This window comes from Microbacterium imperiale, assembly GCF_017876655.1.
Lineage (GTDB): Bacteria > Actinomycetota > Actinomycetes > Actinomycetales > Microbacteriaceae > Microbacterium > Microbacterium imperiale.
In genome coordinates this window covers 131230-146994 of the sequence record NZ_JAGIOK010000001.1, presented here as the reverse complement: position 1 = coordinate 146994, position 15765 = coordinate 131230, and the positions used below count along the sequence as shown (strand labels likewise).

The window sequence follows — 15765 nt, the reverse complement described above, 5'->3', positions numbered from 1 at the left end:
GTGTGCTCCGACTTCGTCGCGCTCGACAACGGTGCCGTCGTACCCCACGACACGTTCCGCGGCGCGGTCGACGGGGCCGAGGCTGCGAACCGCGCGGCGTGGTTCAACACCGTCGGCTGGAACTGACGACGCCGGATCAGTCAGTCGGCGGTGCTGTCGTCCCGCCACGGGAGGTTGAACTCCTCTTCGGGAACCTCGACATCGCCGACGTCATCCGGGCCGCCGGTACCGGGGCGCGCACGCACGAGGTCGTCGTCGACGCCGGCATCCGGGCTCGTGTCCGCGTCCTGCTGCTTCTCGCGGGTCTCGGTGTCGCTGGCCGGGCTGTAGCGCATGTCCTTGCGGACTGCCTCCGGTTCGGTCAGCGGCTCCTGATCGGTGGCGGGATCCTGCTCGCTCATGACGATTCTCCGTTCCCGGCGCCCGCGGCAGTCGCGTCGCCTCTCATCGACCGTAGGCAGTGGCGGAACCCGGGTCAGGCGCATTGACCGCGATCGCGGCGCATGCGATCATCGCGGTCTCCCGAGACAGCGAACGCCCCGTAGACCATGCTGGCGGCGGAAGCAAGCACAGGGTGCCGCGGCTCCGACGCGGCGACAGTGGGGGGATGAGACGAATCACGTACGCGGGCGACACGGTGATCACGACGGATGACGTTGCGGAGGCGCTGGTGGAGCTCACGGCGGCGGTCGCGAACAACGGCCGGGCTCAGGCGGTGCGGATCCCCATCGTCGTCGAGGAGAGCGGCCAGCACGACGAGGCCGAGCTCGTCATCGGCGTCGGCAACGACGTGCTGTCGGCGCCGGTGGAGTGGGACGAGGATGAGCCCGACTTCCGCGAGGGTGCCGACGAGTTGCGGGCGCACGAGAGCTTCCCCGGCCGGGCGGCTCCCGGCGATCACCTGTCGATCGTCGAGGATGCCGCGCCGGTGCAGTGGGACCCCGACCTCGAGGGCTTCCGCGAAGCCTGAGCGGCGCCGCAGCGCGCCGCGTGAACACCGATGCCTCGGCGGCTCCGATGATCCGGAACCGCCGAGGCATCTACGTGACGGGCGCTGGCTCAGCCCTGGGGCTTACGGTTCTCCGCGCTGACCATCCAGGCGAGCTGCTCGAGGCGCTCGAGGATCGAGTGCAGGATGTCGGCGGTCGTGGGGTCCTCGTCGTCGACCTCGTCGTGGACCTCGCGGCACGTGGCGACGACGGCCTCGAGGCGCGCGGTGATGAGATCGATGACCTCTGCTGTTTCGATCTCCCCCTGCGGGAACTCCGGCAGCGTCGTCGTCTCTGCGACGGTGTCACTGCGGCCGTCGGGCAGAGCGTGCAGCGCGCGCATCCGCTCGGCGACCGTGTCGGCGAACTCGCGAGCCGCCTCGATGATCTCGTCGAGCTGCAGGTGGGTGTCGCGGAAGTTCCGGCCCACGACGTTCCAGTGCGCCTGCTTGCCCTGGAGCGACAGCTCGATGAGGTCGACGAGCACCTTCTGGGTGTTCTCGCTGAGCTTCTGCGACGCGCGGAACCCGCTCTCGGCGTTCTGCTCGTCGGTCAGACCGGCGCCGGCGGCGCGGCGCTTGTTGCGCGTGGGGGTGGTGGTGTTCGTGGCCATGATGCCTCCTCGAGTCGAGATGTCATCCACGCTAGAGAGCGGCCGCGTGCGATGCCGACCGCTTGTCGGATGTCGCCGCTGCTGGTAACGCGGCGGCGTGGGGTGCGGGCCGCTGCCAGCACACGAGGGTCTCGAGCGAACGCGCGTAGGAGTTGTTCAGCTGCGTCGGTGCGCACGCGTTGATCTGCGCGAGCATCAGCGATCGAGCGATGATCGCGGCGCACGCCCGGTACACCTCGTCGACGAGTTCACGGCCGCACAGGACAGGCGCCGAGCGCGCCGCGGCCGCGGCGTCGACCAGCGCGGGGAAGCCGGCGTCGAGCATCCCGGCGACCGACCCGTGCTCGCGCAGGAACCACACGCTCATCCGCGAGTCTTCGATCACCTTGCCGGCGCGTGCCGCGTGCTCCTGGACCTCCAGTCGGGCACGGCGCGTCCGACCCACGACCTCCGCTTCGGCTTTCGGCTTGGCGGTGCCGCGGCGCAGGCGCATGCCGTGGGCGCGCAGCACGTCGGCGGTGCCGGGGATGAGCGACGAGCCCGACCGTTCCTCGACCTCGAGGAAGTCCGGGGCCGCCCACCCGATCAGCCAGCAACTCACATCGGCCGCCTGCAACCAGGCGACGCTTCCGCGATCGTCGATGCGGAGCGGAACGAGGCCGCTCGTCTGCCCCGTCGTGTCCATGTCGTCCGTCCCTCCCGCGGCGATCTCGGGCGCCGCCCCGTGCTCGCGTATGCGGCACCCCGGCCATGGTCGCGGCGGTCGCGGCGCCCTGGCGGCCGTTCCCTGCCGCTTGCGTGCGCGGGCGAGGTGCGTTGCGCGTCAGCGCCCGGTCTCTGCGTGGTCCCGCGGTGCATCTGCGTACGGGAAGAACGCCGTGACGATGAGCCCGCCGCCGTGTCGTGGAGCAAGCCGGAGGACGGCGTCGTGACGATCGAGCACCGAACGAACGATCGCCAAACCGAGCCCGTGCCCGTCCGCGGCGGTGCGGCGGAGGCGGAACAGCGGCTCGGTCAGCTTCCCGAGGACGCCGTAGGCGATCACCTCGCCCGTGTTCTCGACCTCGACCCACGACCCGCTCGCCGCCGTCCCGGTACGCACACGGATGTAGGCTCGCGCATCGTTGTGGCGTTGGGCGTTCTGCAGCAGGTTGTCGAGCACGAGGGCGACGAGCGCGCCCTCGGCACGCGTCGGCGAGGGGCCGAGCTCTCCGATGTACTCGAAGGCGGCCTCGGTGGCCGCGGCGCGGTGCAGCGCTTCGGCAGCCAGGTCGGCGAGGTCCACGTCGCCCAGGACGGCGGTGGTCGCCTCGAGCGTCGTGAGCATCAGCAGCGATTGCACGAGCTCGATGCTCCGATCGTTGTCGTGCCGCACGTTCGCGATGAGGTCGGCCGGCGCGATGGCCGTCGGGTGCGCCGCGGCGATGTCGAGGAGGGTCTTGGTCGCCGTCAAGGGAGTACGCAGCTCGTGCGCCGCATTGGCCGCGAATCGCGTGTGGGCCTCGAAGGCCCGCTGCAGCCGGTCGAGGGTGCGATCGAACGTGTCGGCCAGTTCCCAGATCTCATCCGGCGGGCCGTGCAGTCGGATCCGATGCGAGAGGTCGCCCTCGCCCGCACGGCGGGCGGCCTCGTTGATGCGGGACAAGGGGCGCAGCAGCCGCCCTGAGAGAACCCATCCCGACCAGGCGGCGAGCGCGGTGACGACGACCAGCGCGGCTCCCCCGCCTCGCAGGATGACCCCGGGCACATCGGCGGGGCTCGCGATGACGACGTCGTACACCAAGATCGAGGCGATGACGAGAGCGGTGGAGCCGAGAGCCACCAGCCCGAAGGCGATCATCGATCGGGCTCGGAACGTCCTCCGCCTCACGGGCCGTCGCCCGTCAGCCATTGCCGCCGCGCATGGCATCGGGTCGCCCGAGCTTCTTCCGAATAGTTGAGATGGGTCACGCGCACGGAGTTCGTGAACAGGATGCCGTTCTCGTCCCACGCTCTCTCGAGCAGCGTCTCGGCGCACGGCGGGTCGGCCTGCCCGTTCACCCAGACGGGCCTACACGTCGTCACCATGCTCCCCCCTGGCGCAACGCTCGACCCGACGTCGGATCCTCCTCTGCAATCAGCAACCGCATGCCGCACCTCCCGCCTCAGCGCATCACGCCACGCATAAAGGCGCGGTAAAAGTCGCGCGCACCCTCTCGTCGCAGCGTCGGCGCACCGCGACGCTGGCAAGATCGTCGGCATGACGATGTCGCTGGACGAGTGGGAGGCCGCTGTCGCCGACCTCTGGGCACGGTTCGAGGAACTCGATCGGCACGGCGGCGTGGAACGGATGCGGGTTCTCGCGACATCCTGCCCGGCGGCCGACGGCCGCGCGGCGTTCGAACTCGCCGGAATGTACGACTCGATGGGATTCGAGGCCGAAGCCGGAGCGCAGTACGAGCGCGCACTCGCCCACGGCTTGGACGATGCCCGCCACGCGCGGCTCGCCGTGCAGTACGGGTCGACGCTGCGCAACCTCGGGCGGCTCGACGAGGCGATCGCCGTACTCGAAAACGCCCCGACGCATGAGTCCACCGGTATCGCCCCGCGCATCGTGCTCGCCCTCGCCCTCCACAGCGCGGGGCGCAAGGACGAGGCGCTGCGGGTGGCGATCGAGGCGCAGGTCGACGCATTGCCGCGCTACCAGCGGTCGATGCGCGCGTACGCCGCCGCACTCACGCGGTGAAGCGGAGACCTCGGCGAACTGCGCGAAACCGGGACAGTTACTCCCGGCCCTCCTCGAGCGGGATGAGCATGCTGCGGAAGGGCCCGGGAGTCGCGTGCGCGTCCCAAATACGGTCGGCGACGTCGTCGATGCCGTTGGGCAGCTGCAGTCGGGGAATCGCTCCCGGAATGACGAGCTGCATGACCCGCACACCCTCGTTCTCAAGGGCGTCGTGGAGCATCTCGCCGTACGCGCTCTCCGCGGGGAAGGCGACGGAGGTTCCCGCGAAGCCGGCGCGTGCCTTCACCGATGTTCCTCCGTTGATCAGGATGATGCTGCCCTGGCCGGACTCCTGCATCGAGGGCAGCACCGCGCGGACGGCATGGATGAGGCCCAGCAGGGAGAACTGCACGGCCTCCAGCGCGAGTTCCGGAGTCAGATCGAGGACGGGCTTCAGGTAATCGCGAGACGGTAGCGGACTGTACTGCAGGACCGAGATGGGACCGAGGTCTGTTGCTGCACGGCCGAGCGCGTCCTCGAGCTCCGTGGGGACACGCACGTCTGCTGAGTAGCCCTGAGCCGTCACGCCCGCCGAGCCCAGCTCCGCCACCATGGCGTCGAGCTTCGATTCGTCGCGTGCGATCAGGGCGACCGAGAAGCCCTCGCGTCCGAAGCGACGCGCGACCGCCGCTCCCAGTCCCGGTCCGGCTCCGATGATGGCGATGACGGGCATGGTGAGCTCCTTCGTGCGGTGAGGTTACGGCGACTCTAGGCGGTGGTGAGCGGAGGAACGGTGCGATCTCGCGCCGTCGTCACACGTTGAAGCGGAACTCCACGACGTCACCGTCCTGCATGACGTAGTCCTTGCCCTCGAGGCGAGCCTTGCCCTTCGCGCGGGCCTCCGCGACCGAGCCGGTCGCGACGAGGTCGTCGAACGAGATGACCTCCGCCTTGATGAAGCCCTTCTCGAAGTCGGTGTGGATGACACCGGCGGCCTGCGGCGCCTTCCAGCCCTTGCCGATCGTCCAGGCTCGTGCTTCCTTGGGTCCCGCGGTCAGGTACGTCTGCAGGCCGAGCGTGTCGAAGCCGATCCGCGCCAGCTGATCGAGCCCCGACTCGTCCTGCCCGGTGGAGGCGAGGAGCTCCGCGGCTTCCTCCGGGTCGAGGTCGATGAGCTCAGACTCGATCTTCGCGTCGAGGAACACCGCCTGCGCGGGCGCCACGAGAGCCGCGAGCTCCGCCTTGCGGGCGTCGTCGGTGAGGACGGCCTCGTCGACGTTGAAGACGAAGATGAACGGCTTGGCCGTCAGCAGACCGAGCTCCTTGATGGGCTCGAGGTCGATCGACGAGCCCGACAGCAGCTCGCCGCGCTGCAGTGCGTCCTGAGCCGCCTTCGCCGCATCGAGCACGGAAGGATCGAGCTTCTTGCCGCGGACCTCCTTCTCGTAGCGGGTGATCGCCTTCTCGAGGGTCTGGAGGTCGGCGAGCTGCAGCTCGGCGTTGATCGTCTCCATGTCGTTCTGCGGGTTGACCGCGCCCTCGACGTGCACGACGTCGTCGTCGGCGAAGCCGCGGACCACCTGGGCGATCGCGTCAGCCTCGCGGATGTTCGCGAGGAACTGGTTGCCGAGGCCCTCGCCCTCCGAGGCGCCGCGGACGATACCGGCGATGTCGACGAACGAGACGGCGGCGGGCAGGATCCGCTCCGAGTGGAAGATGTCCGCCAGCACCTTCAGGCGGGGGTCGGGAAGGTTCACCACGCCGACATTGGGCTCGATGGTCGCGAACGGGTAGTTCGCCGCGAGCACCTGGTTCTTGGTCAGGGCGTTGAAGAGGGTCGACTTGCCGACGTTGGGCAGTCCTACGATTCCGATGGTGAGAGCCACGGGCATCGAGTCTACGTGGCCCCCATGCTGTCGCCCTCCGCAGCCGTACGTCCCCCGGCATCTGTCCTCGGCGGAACACGGCGCGCCTCCGCGCGAGCACAGCCGGTGCGAGCGACCCTGTTCCCGTGGCTTTGGACTTCACCGCGATCGACTTCGAGACGGCGAACTCCTCGAGCGCATCCGCCTGTTCGGTCGGACTCGTCCGCGTTCGCGACGGCCGCGTCGTCGCGTCGGACGGCTGGCTGATCCGGCCACCCGCCGGCCACGACCGCTTCTTCGACATCAACGTGTCGATCCATGGCATCACCGCGGCAGACGTCGCGAACGAGCCCGACTGGATCGCGCAGCTGCCGCGGCTGCTCGACTTCGTCGGCGACGACGTCCTCGTCGCGCACAACGCCGGGTTCGACATGGCTGTGCTGCGCCGAGCGTGCGAGGCGACGGATGCCGCGCTCCCGGCGTTCCGCTCAGTGTGCAGCGTTCAGTTGGCGCGAAAGACCTACGACCTCGACTCGTACCGGCTGCCCCTCGTCGCCGCGGCGGTCGGCTTCCTCGACTTCGCCCACCACGACGCCCTCGCCGACGCGCTCGCGTGCGCGCACATCGCGATCGACGCCGCGGGTCGCGCAGGCGCCCAGGACATCGTCGAGCTCGCCATGCTGCTCGGGGTTCGGGTCCCCGAGCACGAGCCCCTCGTCGCGTCGCTCCTCAGCCCAGCCTGACAGGCGTCCGGCCGCGGCGTCGCCCGATACGCGCTATCGGGCCGATGTCGGAGGTTCGTGGGAACATTCGAACATGTCTTCGAGTGCAGGGTTCGGCAGCGACGCGGATGCCGCCGCGCTGGCCGCGCTCGTCACCGATGCCGAGGGCGCGGTCGATGTGGTCCGCGCGGGTCAGATCCGCGAGGTGCGGGTGCTGGCCGCGGCGGGCCGACTCGCGCAGCAGCAAGCCGCGGGGGCCTCGGAGCGGGTGAAGAGCCACGAGATGGCGTTACGCGGGATCGCCGCGGAGCTCGCCGGGGTGTTCGCGGCGACCGATCGCACGCTGCAACGCCGGATCGACGAAGCACTGGACCTGGTCGAGAACTATCCGGCGACGATGGACGCGTGGGAGGCAGGACGCATCAGCCGCGGGCATGTCCGCGTGATCCAGGACACCGGGTGCGTCGTCCCGGCCGAGGCGAGGGGCCAGTTCGAGCGGGCGGCGATCGAGCGATGCGAGGGCGAAACGCCGAACCGAGTGCGGGATGCACTGGTGCATCTCGCGGAGCGGTTGCATCCGCGGTCGTTCAGCGAGCGGCATGAGGAAGCTGCGGCTCAGCGGTGCGTGCGGGTGCAGCCCGGGCCGGACGGGATGTCCGACCTGATTGCGACCTTGCCGACCGTGATCGCCGAAGGTGTCGTCGACCGGCTCACGCGACAGGCTCGGGAGATCATCAACGCCCGCCCGCACGCGGAGGCGGCGGAGGCCGCGGAAGCAGCAACGGATCCGGCAGTTGATCCGACGAAGGTGGCCGACACGGATGCCGCTGGCAGCGCTGGCGACGCCTCCGACCGTTCCGCCGACTCCCACGGGTCGTCGTTCGCCGCAGACACCCGCACGGTCGACCAGGTCCGCGCGGACGTGTTCGCCGACCTCCTCCTCGCCGGGGCTCCCTCGCTCGACCCCACGGCCGACGGCGACGGGAACGGTGCGCTCGGCGCGATCCGCGCGAAGGTGCAGGTCGTCGTGTCGGCGCTCACCCTGACCGGCGAAGACGACGGATCGGCCGACCTCGTGGGGCGCTCCCCCATCGACGCCGCCACCGCGCGAGAGCTCGCCGGCGACAACACCACCTGGGACCGGCTCCTCACCCACCCCGTCACCGGAACCGTGCTCGAATGCGACGCCTACCAGCCCACCGCAGCGATGAGACGGCTCCTGCGGGCGCGAGATCGGCACTGCCGATTCCCCGGATGCCGCCAACCCGCCGTCCGGTGCGAGATCGACCACACCCACGCCGCATCCGACGGCGGACCCACCCACGTCGGCAACCTCGCCCACCTCTGCAAACGCCACCACGACGTCAAACACCACACCCGATGGCGCGTCAAACAGCTCGCGGGCGGACTCCTCGTATGGACCTCACCGGCCGGGAGGGTCTACCGCGAAGACGCACCACCACCGCTCGTCGCGTTCACGACGGCCGACCCGCCACCGGGTCGTTCTCTCGACGACGGCGAAGCCCGCGCGCCCGGGGCGCCGCCGAGATCTGGATCGACCCGATCCCTCGCCGAGCCGTGGCCTGGCATGGTGACGGCACGGCCGCCGTCCGCGTCGCGCGACGACCAACCCCCGTTCTGACGCGGTGGGCGGCGTCGATGCCGCACAATCCTCGTCCGACTCGGCCGGTCCGCGACCGCGCCACCCCGCCCTCGACCGGGCCGTCATGTCTGCGTCTGAGCCGCCACGTCTGCGGCAAGAACCGCCCGTCCTCGGCCGAGCCAACCCGTCTGCGGGTCGGCGCGCCCGTTCGCGGGTCGAGCCATCGCGTCTCCGACCCGCCCGCGGCTGAACCGTTCCGCGTGGGTGCATACCGATGTCCGAGGCACGCGGCATCCTGAACTCATGGACGCATTCATCGTCGTCGTCGTGGTTCTCTGCGCTGCAGGCGCAGCCGCGGCGGGCTGGTTCGCAGGCACGGCCGCGACTGCCCGGCGCTCCGCCGCCGAGCTCGCCCACCTCGAGTCCCGCGCCGCCGTTGCCGAAGCCGAACGCGGCGCCCTCGCAGAGCAGCTCGAGCGCCAGCGCGAACTCCAGCGCGAGTTCGGCAGCCAGGCGCGGGCCGACCAGGCCGCGCGCGATGAGCGCGAACGTCGCGAACAGGCGGTCCTGCGGGCTCTCGCCCCCGTGCAGGAGTCGCTGCAGGCCATGCAGACGAAGGTCGAGCTGCTCGAGCGTGAGCGCAGCGAGCAGTTCGGGTCGCTCGCCGAGCAGCTCCGGCTCGGCCGCGAGACCGACGAGGCGCTCCGCGCGACCACCGAGTCGCTCGCCGGCGCCCTGCGGTCCAGCGCAGCCCGCGGTGTGTGGGGCGAGACGCAGCTGCGCCGCATCGTCGAGTCCGCCGGCCTCACGCGCTACGTCGACTTCGACCTTCAGGCCGCCGTCTCGTCCGACAGCGGCGCGGGTCGCCCCGACCTCGTGGTGCGCCTTGCCGGCGACAAGGCACTCGCGGTGGATGCCAAGGTGCCGCTCGAGGCCTACCTCGAGGCGAGCGCCATTCCCGTCACCGCACAGGGCGACGATGCGCGCCGCCGCAAGGCGCTCCTCGCCGCTCACGTGAAAGCCGTGCGCGCCCACGTCGACTCCCTGGCGAAGAAGGCCTACTGGGCGGGTCTGACGACGAGCCCGGAGTTCGTCGTGTGCTTCATCCCGAGCGAGTCGTTGCTGGCCGCAGCACTCGACGAAGACCCCGCGCTCCTGGACTATGCGTTCAGCCGCCGCGTCGCTCTCGCCTCACCGGTGAACCTGTGGGCGGTTCTCAAGACCGTCGCGTACACGTGGACGCAGCAGGACGTCTCGGACGAGGCGCGTCGCCTGTTCGAGCTCGGCAACGAGCTGTACCAGCGCCTCGGCAGCCTCGCCTCGCACGCCGGTGACCTGCGACGGGCGATCGAGCGCACCGTCGAGTCCTACAACAAGTTCGTCGGCACACTCGAGAGCCGCGTCCTGGTCACCGCTCGCAAGTTCCCCGGGATCGATGAGACGCGTCTCGATGCGGTCTCCGCGCCCGCGCCGATCGACACGGCGACGCGGATGACGACAGCGCCCGAGCTTCTCAGCGCCGACGTCGGAGAACTCCGCGACCGGATCGGGACGCGGAGTGACGACCTGTGATCCGCGGCTGTCAGGCCGGGAACATGTTCACCAGCGCGACGACCGCAGCCGACACCGCCAGGAACGCCCCGATCATCCACCATGCGCTGACCTGATGGCCCTCCGGGTGACGCCGGCGAAGCAGCACGTCGGGGCGACGTGCGGGGTCGATCGTCACCGCGATCTGGCCGGTCTGCGGACTGTTCGCTGTCATCGACATGGTTCTCCCGGGTGCTGACGTGAGGGTGGTCATCGCCGTTGATACCGACGCTATTCTGACAGACCCCGTCTGAGAGGCTCAGCGGTTGACACGCCGCCGTGTCGTGATAGTTACAACCGAGCTCAGAGCCACTTCGACGTCAGGTGCTCCGACGTGATGCGGCGGAGCGTGCCCGACGCGCCGCGCAGGACGACGCTCTCGGTGTAGACGAAGTCGCCCTCGCGGCGCACGCCGCCGACGAGCTCGCCGTTGGTGACGCCCGTCGCGACGAAGATCGTGTTCTTGCCGCGCACCAGGTCGTCCGCCTCGTAGACGTGCCCGTCCAACGAGAGCCCGGCGTCGATCCCACGCTGCTTCTCGTCGTCGTCGCGCGCCCACAGCCGCCCCTGGATGTGACCGCCGAGGGCCTTGATCGCGCACGCGGTGACGATGCCCTCCGGGCTGCCCCCGATGCCGACGCACATGTCGGTGCGGGCGTTGTGACGCGCAGCGTTGATCCCGCCGGCCACGTCGCCGTCGCTCATCAGTCGCGTTCCGGCGCCGGCCGCGCGGATCTCCTCGATCAGCTTCGCGTGGCGGGGACGATTGAGCACCGACACCACCAGCTCGTCGACCGGCTTACCGAGCGCCTTCGCGAGTCGGTGGATGTTCTCGGCGATCGGCAGCCGGATGTCGACGACACCGACGCCCGCGGGACCCGTGACGAGCTTGTCCATGTAGAACACCGCCGAGGCGTCGAGCATCGCGCCACGGTCGGCGACGGCGATGACGGACAGCGCGTTGTTACGTCCTTCAGCCGTCAGCGACGTGCCGTCGATGGGGTCGACCGCGATATCGGCCTGCGGGCCGCGACCCGTACCGACCTTCTCGCCGTTGAAGAGCATCGGCGCGGCATCCTTCTCGCCCTCACCGATGACGATCACGCCGTCGAAGTTGACCGTCGTGAGGAAGGCGCGCATCGCGTCGACGGCGGCGCCGTCGGCCAGTTCCTTCTGGCCGCGTCCGATGAAGGGAACGGAGCGGATGGCCGCCGCCTCGGTCGCCCGCACCAGTTCGAGAGCGAGGTTGCGGTCGGGATGCAGCGGACTCATGTCGGCGGTCAGACTCACCATGGCCTCAGCCTAGAGGCGCACCCGCCGCATCGACCGGGAGTTTCGCGCGGCCGACCATGAAGGAATCGCGATTCTTAATGAAACGTAAAGACGCCGTGCTCGACGTCACGGCGCGGAGACCGCGAGACGTTTCTCCGGCCCGGGCCGCAGACCTCGTGCGCGCCCTTCGATAAAGTGGGCTCGGTAACACCGCCGACTTGAGGAGCTGTCATGCCCATCGCCACCCCCGAACAGTACGCAGAGATGCTGGATCGAGCGAAGGCCGGCGGATTCGCCTACCCCGCGATCAACGCCGCCAGCTCGCAGTCGATCAACGCCGTCCTCCAGGGTCTGACCGAAGCCGGCTCCGACGGCATCATCCAGGTCACCACGGGCGGCGCGGACTACTTCGCCGGCCACACCGTCAAGGGCCGCGCGACCGGCGCGCTCGCGTTCGCGAAGTTCGCGCACGAGGTCGCCAAGAACTACCCCGTCACCGTGGCGCTGCACACCGACCACTGCCCGAAGCCGGCGCTCGACGACTTCCTGCTGCCGCTCATCTCGGCGTCCGAAGAAGCCGTCGCCGATGGCGGTCAGCCGATCTTCCAGTCGCACATGTGGGACGGCTCCGCCGTGCCCCTGTCCGAGAACATCGAGATCGCTCAGCAGCTCCTCCCCCGCATCAAGGCGATCCGCGCGATCCTCGAGGTCGAGATCGGCGTCGTGGGCGGCGAAGAGGACGGCGTCCAGCACGAGGGCTCGAACGACGCCCTGTACACCACGACCGGCGACGTCTCGCAGGTCGTCGACGCACTCGGCCTCGGTGACCAGGGTCGGTGGATCGCTGCTCTCACCTTCGGCAACGTCCACGGCGTCTACAAGCCCGGCAACGTCAAGCTCAAGCCTGAGCTGCTCGGCGAGATCCAGGCCGGCATCGCAGAGAAGTTCGGCACCGGCGAGAAGCCCCTCGACCTGGTCTTCCACGGCGGCAGCGGCTCGACCGACGAGGAGATCGCCCTCGCCGTCGCGAACGGCGTCGTCAAGATGAACATCGACACCGACACGCAGTACGCCTTCACGCGCTCCGTCGCCGGCTTCATGTTCCAGAACTACGACGGCGTCCTCAAGGTCGACGGCGAGGTGGGCAACAAGAAGGCCTACGACCCGCGCGCCTGGGGCAAGAAGGCCGAGTCGGCCATGGCCGCCCGCGTCGTCGAGGCCACCAAGCAGCTCGGCTCGTTCGGCCAGTCGCAGAGCTGACAACCAGCACAGTCGCAGAGCTGACAACCAGCACCGTCGCAGAGCTGACAACCAGCGTCGCGAAAGCGAAGGGCCCCGGGGAGGAATCCTCGGGGCCCTTCGCTATGTGCGTTTCGATCAGCGCGGGGCGGAGAAGCCCTGCATCACTCCCGGATCCGACAGCAGCGGTGCGGCGAGCAGGAGGCTCACGATCACGAAGGTCACGATCGCTCCGACCAGCGGAATCCACCACGACAGGCGCCGGTGCGAGAGCGACCACCATGACAGGCCCGCCGTCGTAAGCCATCCCACGCTGTAGAAGATCGCGGCGGCGATGCCCCAGGCCCGGCCGGCGGCGGGATCGGCGAGCGTCGCGTCGATACCCGCCATCTCCATCCAGGTCTCGGCGAAGCCGACGAAGTCGATGAGCTGCGGGATCGCACCGAGCAGGGTGATGAGACCGTACGCGAGCAGCGCGATGGTCACCACGCGGTCGGCCGTGCGCGTCGGTCGCGCGGCGGTCGTCGTCGGGCGCGGCGACGGCAGCCGTGTCGACGCACCGTTCGCGGCAGCCGAGGAATGGGGCGTAGGGGGAACAGCGGTGTCGACGACATCCGGATGCGGCGCCGTGCCGCCCCCGAGCGCGGCGATGCGCGCCCGCTGCTCTTCGGGTGTCGCGTACTCGCCGTACTGCGGGCGCGGCCGCTGCTCCTGCTCGCTCACGCGCGTCCCCGTCCGCCGCGGGCGCGCGCATCTTGCGCACCGGACGCGTCCGTACGCAGCTCCTTCGGCAGCGAGAACATGAGGTCCTCCTCGGCGGTGCGCACTTCGTCGACATCCCCGTAGCCAGCATCGGCGAGGCTCGCCAGCACCTGCTGCACCAGCACCTCCGGCACCGACGCACCGCTCGTGACGCCGACCGTGCGAACGCCCTCGAGCCATTCCTGCCGGATCTCGTCGGCGTAGTCGACGCGGTAGGCAGCCCGAGCGCCGTATTCGAGCGCGACCTCGACGAGTCGCACGCTGTTCGAGGAGTTCGCCGATCCGACCACGATGACGAGGTCGGTCTCCGCGGCGATCTTCTTGATCGCCACCTGGCGGTTCTGGGTGGCGTAGCAGATGTCGTCCGACGGCGGGTCCTGCAGCTCGGGGAACCGCACGCGCAGCCGCCGGACGGTCTCCATCGTCTCGTCGACCGACAGCGTCGTCTGCGACAGCCACACGACTCGCGACGGGTCGCGGACCTCGACGACATCCGCGTGCTCGGGAGAGGTGACGATCGTGATGTGCTCGGGAGCCTCGCCCGCCGTGCCCTCGACCTCTTCGTGGCCCTCGTGGCCGATCAGGAGGATCTCCCGCTCGTCGCGCGCGAACCGGACCGCCTCGCGGTGCACCTTCGTCACGAGCGGGCACGTCGCGTCGATCGCCTGAAGGCCGCGATCGGATGCCGCCGCGACGACGGCCGGCGACACACCATGGGCACTGAAGACGACGTGCGCGCCCGCGGGCACGGCATCCACCTCGTCCACGAACACGGCGCCGCGCTCCTCGAGCTCGCGCACCACGTGGATGTTGTGGACGATCTGCTTGCGGACGTAGACGGGGGCACCGAAGCGCTCGAGCGCCTTCTCCACCGCGACCACGGCACGGTCGACGCCGGCGCAGTAACCGCGCGGGGCGGCGAGAAGCACCCGCTTGGCGGCGCCTACCGGGATATCCTGGAGACGGCCGTGACGCCCCGGCACGCGGGGTACGGGCAGCCGGACGGCGGGTGTGCTCACTCCTCGATTCTACGAGGCGCACCCCGCGACCCGCTCGGAACCGGCCGTGAGGAGACCCATGCCGTCGTTCGAGGCCGCCCCCGGTCAGACACCGCCGCCCGACGCCGTGCACCCCCGGGAGTCGTCTCCGCAGACGCCGACCTCGATCTCGCGACTGAACGAGACCATCCGCGACTTCGTCCAGCGCTGGAACGCCGTCTGGGTCGAGGGCGAGATCACGTCGTGGAACCTGCGCGGCGGCCACGTCTTCGGCCGGCTCAAGGACGCCGAGGCGGATGCCGCGCTGTCGTTCCGCCTGTGGTCGAGCACGCTGCAGCGCTTGGGCGCGAGCCCGCAGGTCGGCGACCGCGTCGTCGCTTGCGTGAAGAGCGACTACTTCGTGAAGTCGGGCGACTTCTCCTTCACGGTCTCGGCGATGCGGCCCACGGGGCTCGGCGATCAGCTGGTGCAGCTCGAACGGCTGCGCGCCCGACTGCGGGCCGAAGGGTTGTTCGACGCGTCGCGCAAGAAGCCGCTGCCCTTCCTCCCCCACACCATCGGCCTCATCACGGGAGAACGCAGCGACGCCGAGCGTGACGTGCACCGCAACGCGGAGCTGCGCTGGCCCCACGTCGCCTTCCGCACGGTCCACGCAGCGGTGCAAGGCGATCGCTGCGTCCCCGAGACGATCGCCGCGCTGCGCACCCTCGACGCCGACCCCGACGTCGACGTCATCGTCATCGCCCGGGGCGGTGGCGACCCGCAGACCCTGCTCGGTTTCAGCGACGAGCGGCTGCTGCGAGCGGTCGCCGAGGCGACGACACCGGTCGTGTCGGCGATCGGGCACGAGAACGACCATCCGCTGCTCGACGATGTCGCGGATCTGCGCGCCTCGACACCGACTGATGCCGCCAAACGCGTCGTCCCCGACGTCTCGGAGCAGCGGGCCCTCGTCGAGCAGCTGCGCAGCCGTGCGCGCACCCGGCTGACGCAGCGTGTCGGCCATGACCTCGCCCAACTCGAGCAACTCCGGTCGCGGCCCGTCCTGCGCAATCCCGAGTCGCTGATGACGACGCGCGCGCACGAGCTCCACCTCCTCACCGCCCGCGGCCGCGATGTGGTGACCCGCCGCGTCGACACCGCGTCGCACGAGGTGGCGCGCCTGCGAGCTTCGCTGCGCGCCCTCTCCCCCGGCGCCACGCTGGATCGGGGCTACGCGATCGCCCATCTGGATGGCGGCGTCATCGTCCGCGATGCGGCGCAGGCCGCCGCCGGCGCGCGCGTCGTGGTCACCGTGGCGCGCGGTTCGTTCGGGGCGCACTCCGACGGTGAGATCGCCGAGGATGCCGTCGCCCCCGGGGCAGACGCCGGCGGCACGGTCACGTCGGCCGACCCGTCCTAGGATGGG

The 15765-nt window shown here is 70.1% G+C and carries 19 protein-coding genes; 8 read left to right on the top strand and 11 right to left on the bottom strand.

The annotated features are described in order from the left end of the window. The gene (locus JOF37_RS15640; protein WP_271174884.1) at window positions 1–126 is read left to right on the top strand and encodes a hypothetical protein; all 126 of its coding nucleotides are present in this window, start codon (window positions 1–3) and stop codon (window positions 124–126) included. A 14-nt stretch (window positions 127–140) separates the two neighbouring features. Here the strand turns inward: JOF37_RS15640 and JOF37_RS00635 are convergent, their stop codons facing one another. Then, entirely contained in the window at window positions 141–401 is a 261-nt protein-coding gene (locus JOF37_RS00635; RefSeq protein ID WP_210004122.1) for a hypothetical protein, read from the bottom strand. A 206-nt stretch (window positions 402–607) separates the two neighbouring features. Here JOF37_RS00635 and JOF37_RS00630 point away from each other — a divergent pair, with 206 nt between their 5' ends. Then, window positions 608–970 carry a hypothetical protein gene (locus tag JOF37_RS00630; RefSeq protein ID WP_210004120.1) on the top strand — a complete coding sequence of 121 codons (363 nt, stop codon included), beginning with the start codon at window positions 608–610 and terminating at the stop codon, window positions 968–970. Window positions 971–1059: 89 nt separating this feature from the next. Here JOF37_RS00630 and JOF37_RS00625 read toward each other — a convergent pair whose 3' ends face one another. From JOF37_RS00625 to JOF37_RS00610, 4 genes are all read right to left on the bottom strand, one after another. Beyond that, window positions 1060–1602, bottom strand: a complete 543-nt coding sequence (locus tag JOF37_RS00625; protein ID WP_210004118.1) for a Dps family protein — start codon at window positions 1600–1602, stop codon at window positions 1060–1062. 31 nt (window positions 1603–1633) lie between these two features. Further along, window positions 1634–2287 (bottom strand): hypothetical protein, encoded by a 654-nt coding sequence (locus JOF37_RS00620; protein WP_210004117.1) that lies wholly within the window; start codon window positions 2285–2287, stop codon window positions 1634–1636. A gap of 138 nt (window positions 2288–2425) precedes the next feature. Next, the gene (locus JOF37_RS00615; RefSeq protein WP_210004115.1) at window positions 2426–3442 is read right to left on the bottom strand and encodes a sensor histidine kinase; all 1017 of its coding nucleotides are present in this window, start codon (window positions 3440–3442) and stop codon (window positions 2426–2428) included. A gap of 26 nt (window positions 3443–3468) precedes the next feature. Then, on the bottom strand, window positions 3469–3642 hold the full coding sequence (locus tag JOF37_RS00610) for a hypothetical protein (protein WP_210004114.1): 174 nt from the start codon (window positions 3640–3642) through the stop codon (window positions 3469–3471). A 199-nt stretch (window positions 3643–3841) separates the two neighbouring features. Between JOF37_RS00610 and JOF37_RS00605 the strand changes: the two genes are divergently transcribed. Further along, on the top strand, window positions 3842–4327 hold the full coding sequence (locus tag JOF37_RS00605) for a tetratricopeptide repeat protein (RefSeq protein WP_210004112.1): 486 nt from the start codon (window positions 3842–3844) through the stop codon (window positions 4325–4327). A 37-nt stretch (window positions 4328–4364) separates the two neighbouring features. Here the strand turns inward: JOF37_RS00605 and JOF37_RS00600 are convergent, their stop codons facing one another. Both JOF37_RS00600 and ychF read right to left on the bottom strand, forming a co-directional pair. Then, complete coding sequence (locus JOF37_RS00600) at window positions 4365–5039, bottom strand: SDR family NAD(P)-dependent oxidoreductase (protein ID WP_210004110.1); 675 nt, start codon at window positions 5037–5039, stop codon at window positions 4365–4367. Window positions 5040–5118: 79 nt separating this feature from the next. After that, entirely contained in the window at window positions 5119–6192 is a 1074-nt protein-coding gene (ychF, locus tag JOF37_RS00595; protein ID WP_210004107.1) for a redox-regulated ATPase YchF, read from the bottom strand. Between the two features lie 125 nt (window positions 6193–6317). Here ychF and JOF37_RS00590 point away from each other — a divergent pair, with 125 nt between their 5' ends. The 3 genes from JOF37_RS00590 (at window position 6318) to JOF37_RS00580 (ending at window position 10068) form a co-directional block, all read left to right on the top strand. Then, window positions 6318–6914 (top strand): exonuclease domain-containing protein, encoded by a 597-nt coding sequence (locus JOF37_RS00590; protein WP_210004105.1) that lies wholly within the window; start codon window positions 6318–6320, stop codon window positions 6912–6914. A gap of 73 nt (window positions 6915–6987) precedes the next feature. Next, window positions 6988–8535: an HNH endonuclease signature motif containing protein gene (locus JOF37_RS00585; protein ID WP_210004103.1), complete on the top strand. Its 1548-nt coding sequence runs from the start codon at window positions 6988–6990 to the stop codon at window positions 8533–8535. Between the two features lie 264 nt (window positions 8536–8799). Continuing rightward, window positions 8800–10068 carry a DNA recombination protein RmuC gene (locus JOF37_RS00580; RefSeq protein WP_210004101.1) on the top strand — a complete coding sequence of 423 codons (1269 nt, stop codon included), beginning with the start codon at window positions 8800–8802 and terminating at the stop codon, window positions 10066–10068. A gap of 10 nt (window positions 10069–10078) precedes the next feature. Here JOF37_RS00580 and JOF37_RS00575 read toward each other — a convergent pair whose 3' ends face one another. Both JOF37_RS00575 and glpX read right to left on the bottom strand, forming a co-directional pair. Continuing rightward, window positions 10079–10261: a UDP-N-acetylmuramyl pentapeptide phosphotransferase gene (locus tag JOF37_RS00575; RefSeq protein WP_245338072.1), complete on the bottom strand. Its 183-nt coding sequence runs from the start codon at window positions 10259–10261 to the stop codon at window positions 10079–10081. A 128-nt stretch (window positions 10262–10389) separates the two neighbouring features. Next, window positions 10390–11379 (bottom strand): class II fructose-bisphosphatase, encoded by a 990-nt coding sequence (gene glpX, locus JOF37_RS00570; protein WP_210004097.1) that lies wholly within the window; start codon window positions 11377–11379, stop codon window positions 10390–10392. A 210-nt stretch (window positions 11380–11589) separates the two neighbouring features. Here glpX and fbaA point away from each other — a divergent pair, with 210 nt between their 5' ends. Continuing rightward, window positions 11590–12618 carry a class II fructose-bisphosphate aldolase gene (gene fbaA, locus JOF37_RS00565; RefSeq protein WP_210004095.1) on the top strand — a complete coding sequence of 343 codons (1029 nt, stop codon included), beginning with the start codon at window positions 11590–11592 and terminating at the stop codon, window positions 12616–12618. Window positions 12619–12735: 117 nt separating this feature from the next. Here fbaA and JOF37_RS00560 read toward each other — a convergent pair whose 3' ends face one another. After that, window positions 12736–13320, bottom strand: coding sequence for a DUF6264 family protein (locus JOF37_RS00560; RefSeq protein WP_210004093.1), 585 nt, complete (start codon window positions 13318–13320; stop codon window positions 12736–12738). Continuing rightward, window positions 13317–14378, bottom strand: coding sequence for a 4-hydroxy-3-methylbut-2-enyl diphosphate reductase (locus JOF37_RS00555; RefSeq protein ID WP_210004091.1), 1062 nt, complete (start codon window positions 14376–14378; stop codon window positions 13317–13319). Before JOF37_RS00555 ends, JOF37_RS00560 begins: the two co-directional genes overlap by 4 nt. A 58-nt stretch (window positions 14379–14436) precedes the next feature. On the opposite strand from JOF37_RS00555, the gene xseA reads away from it, so the two are divergent. Next, complete coding sequence (xseA, locus tag JOF37_RS00550) at window positions 14437–15759, top strand: exodeoxyribonuclease VII large subunit (RefSeq protein WP_210004089.1); 1323 nt, start codon at window positions 14437–14439, stop codon at window positions 15757–15759. The last annotated feature ends 6 nt before the right edge of the window (window positions 15760–15765 follow it).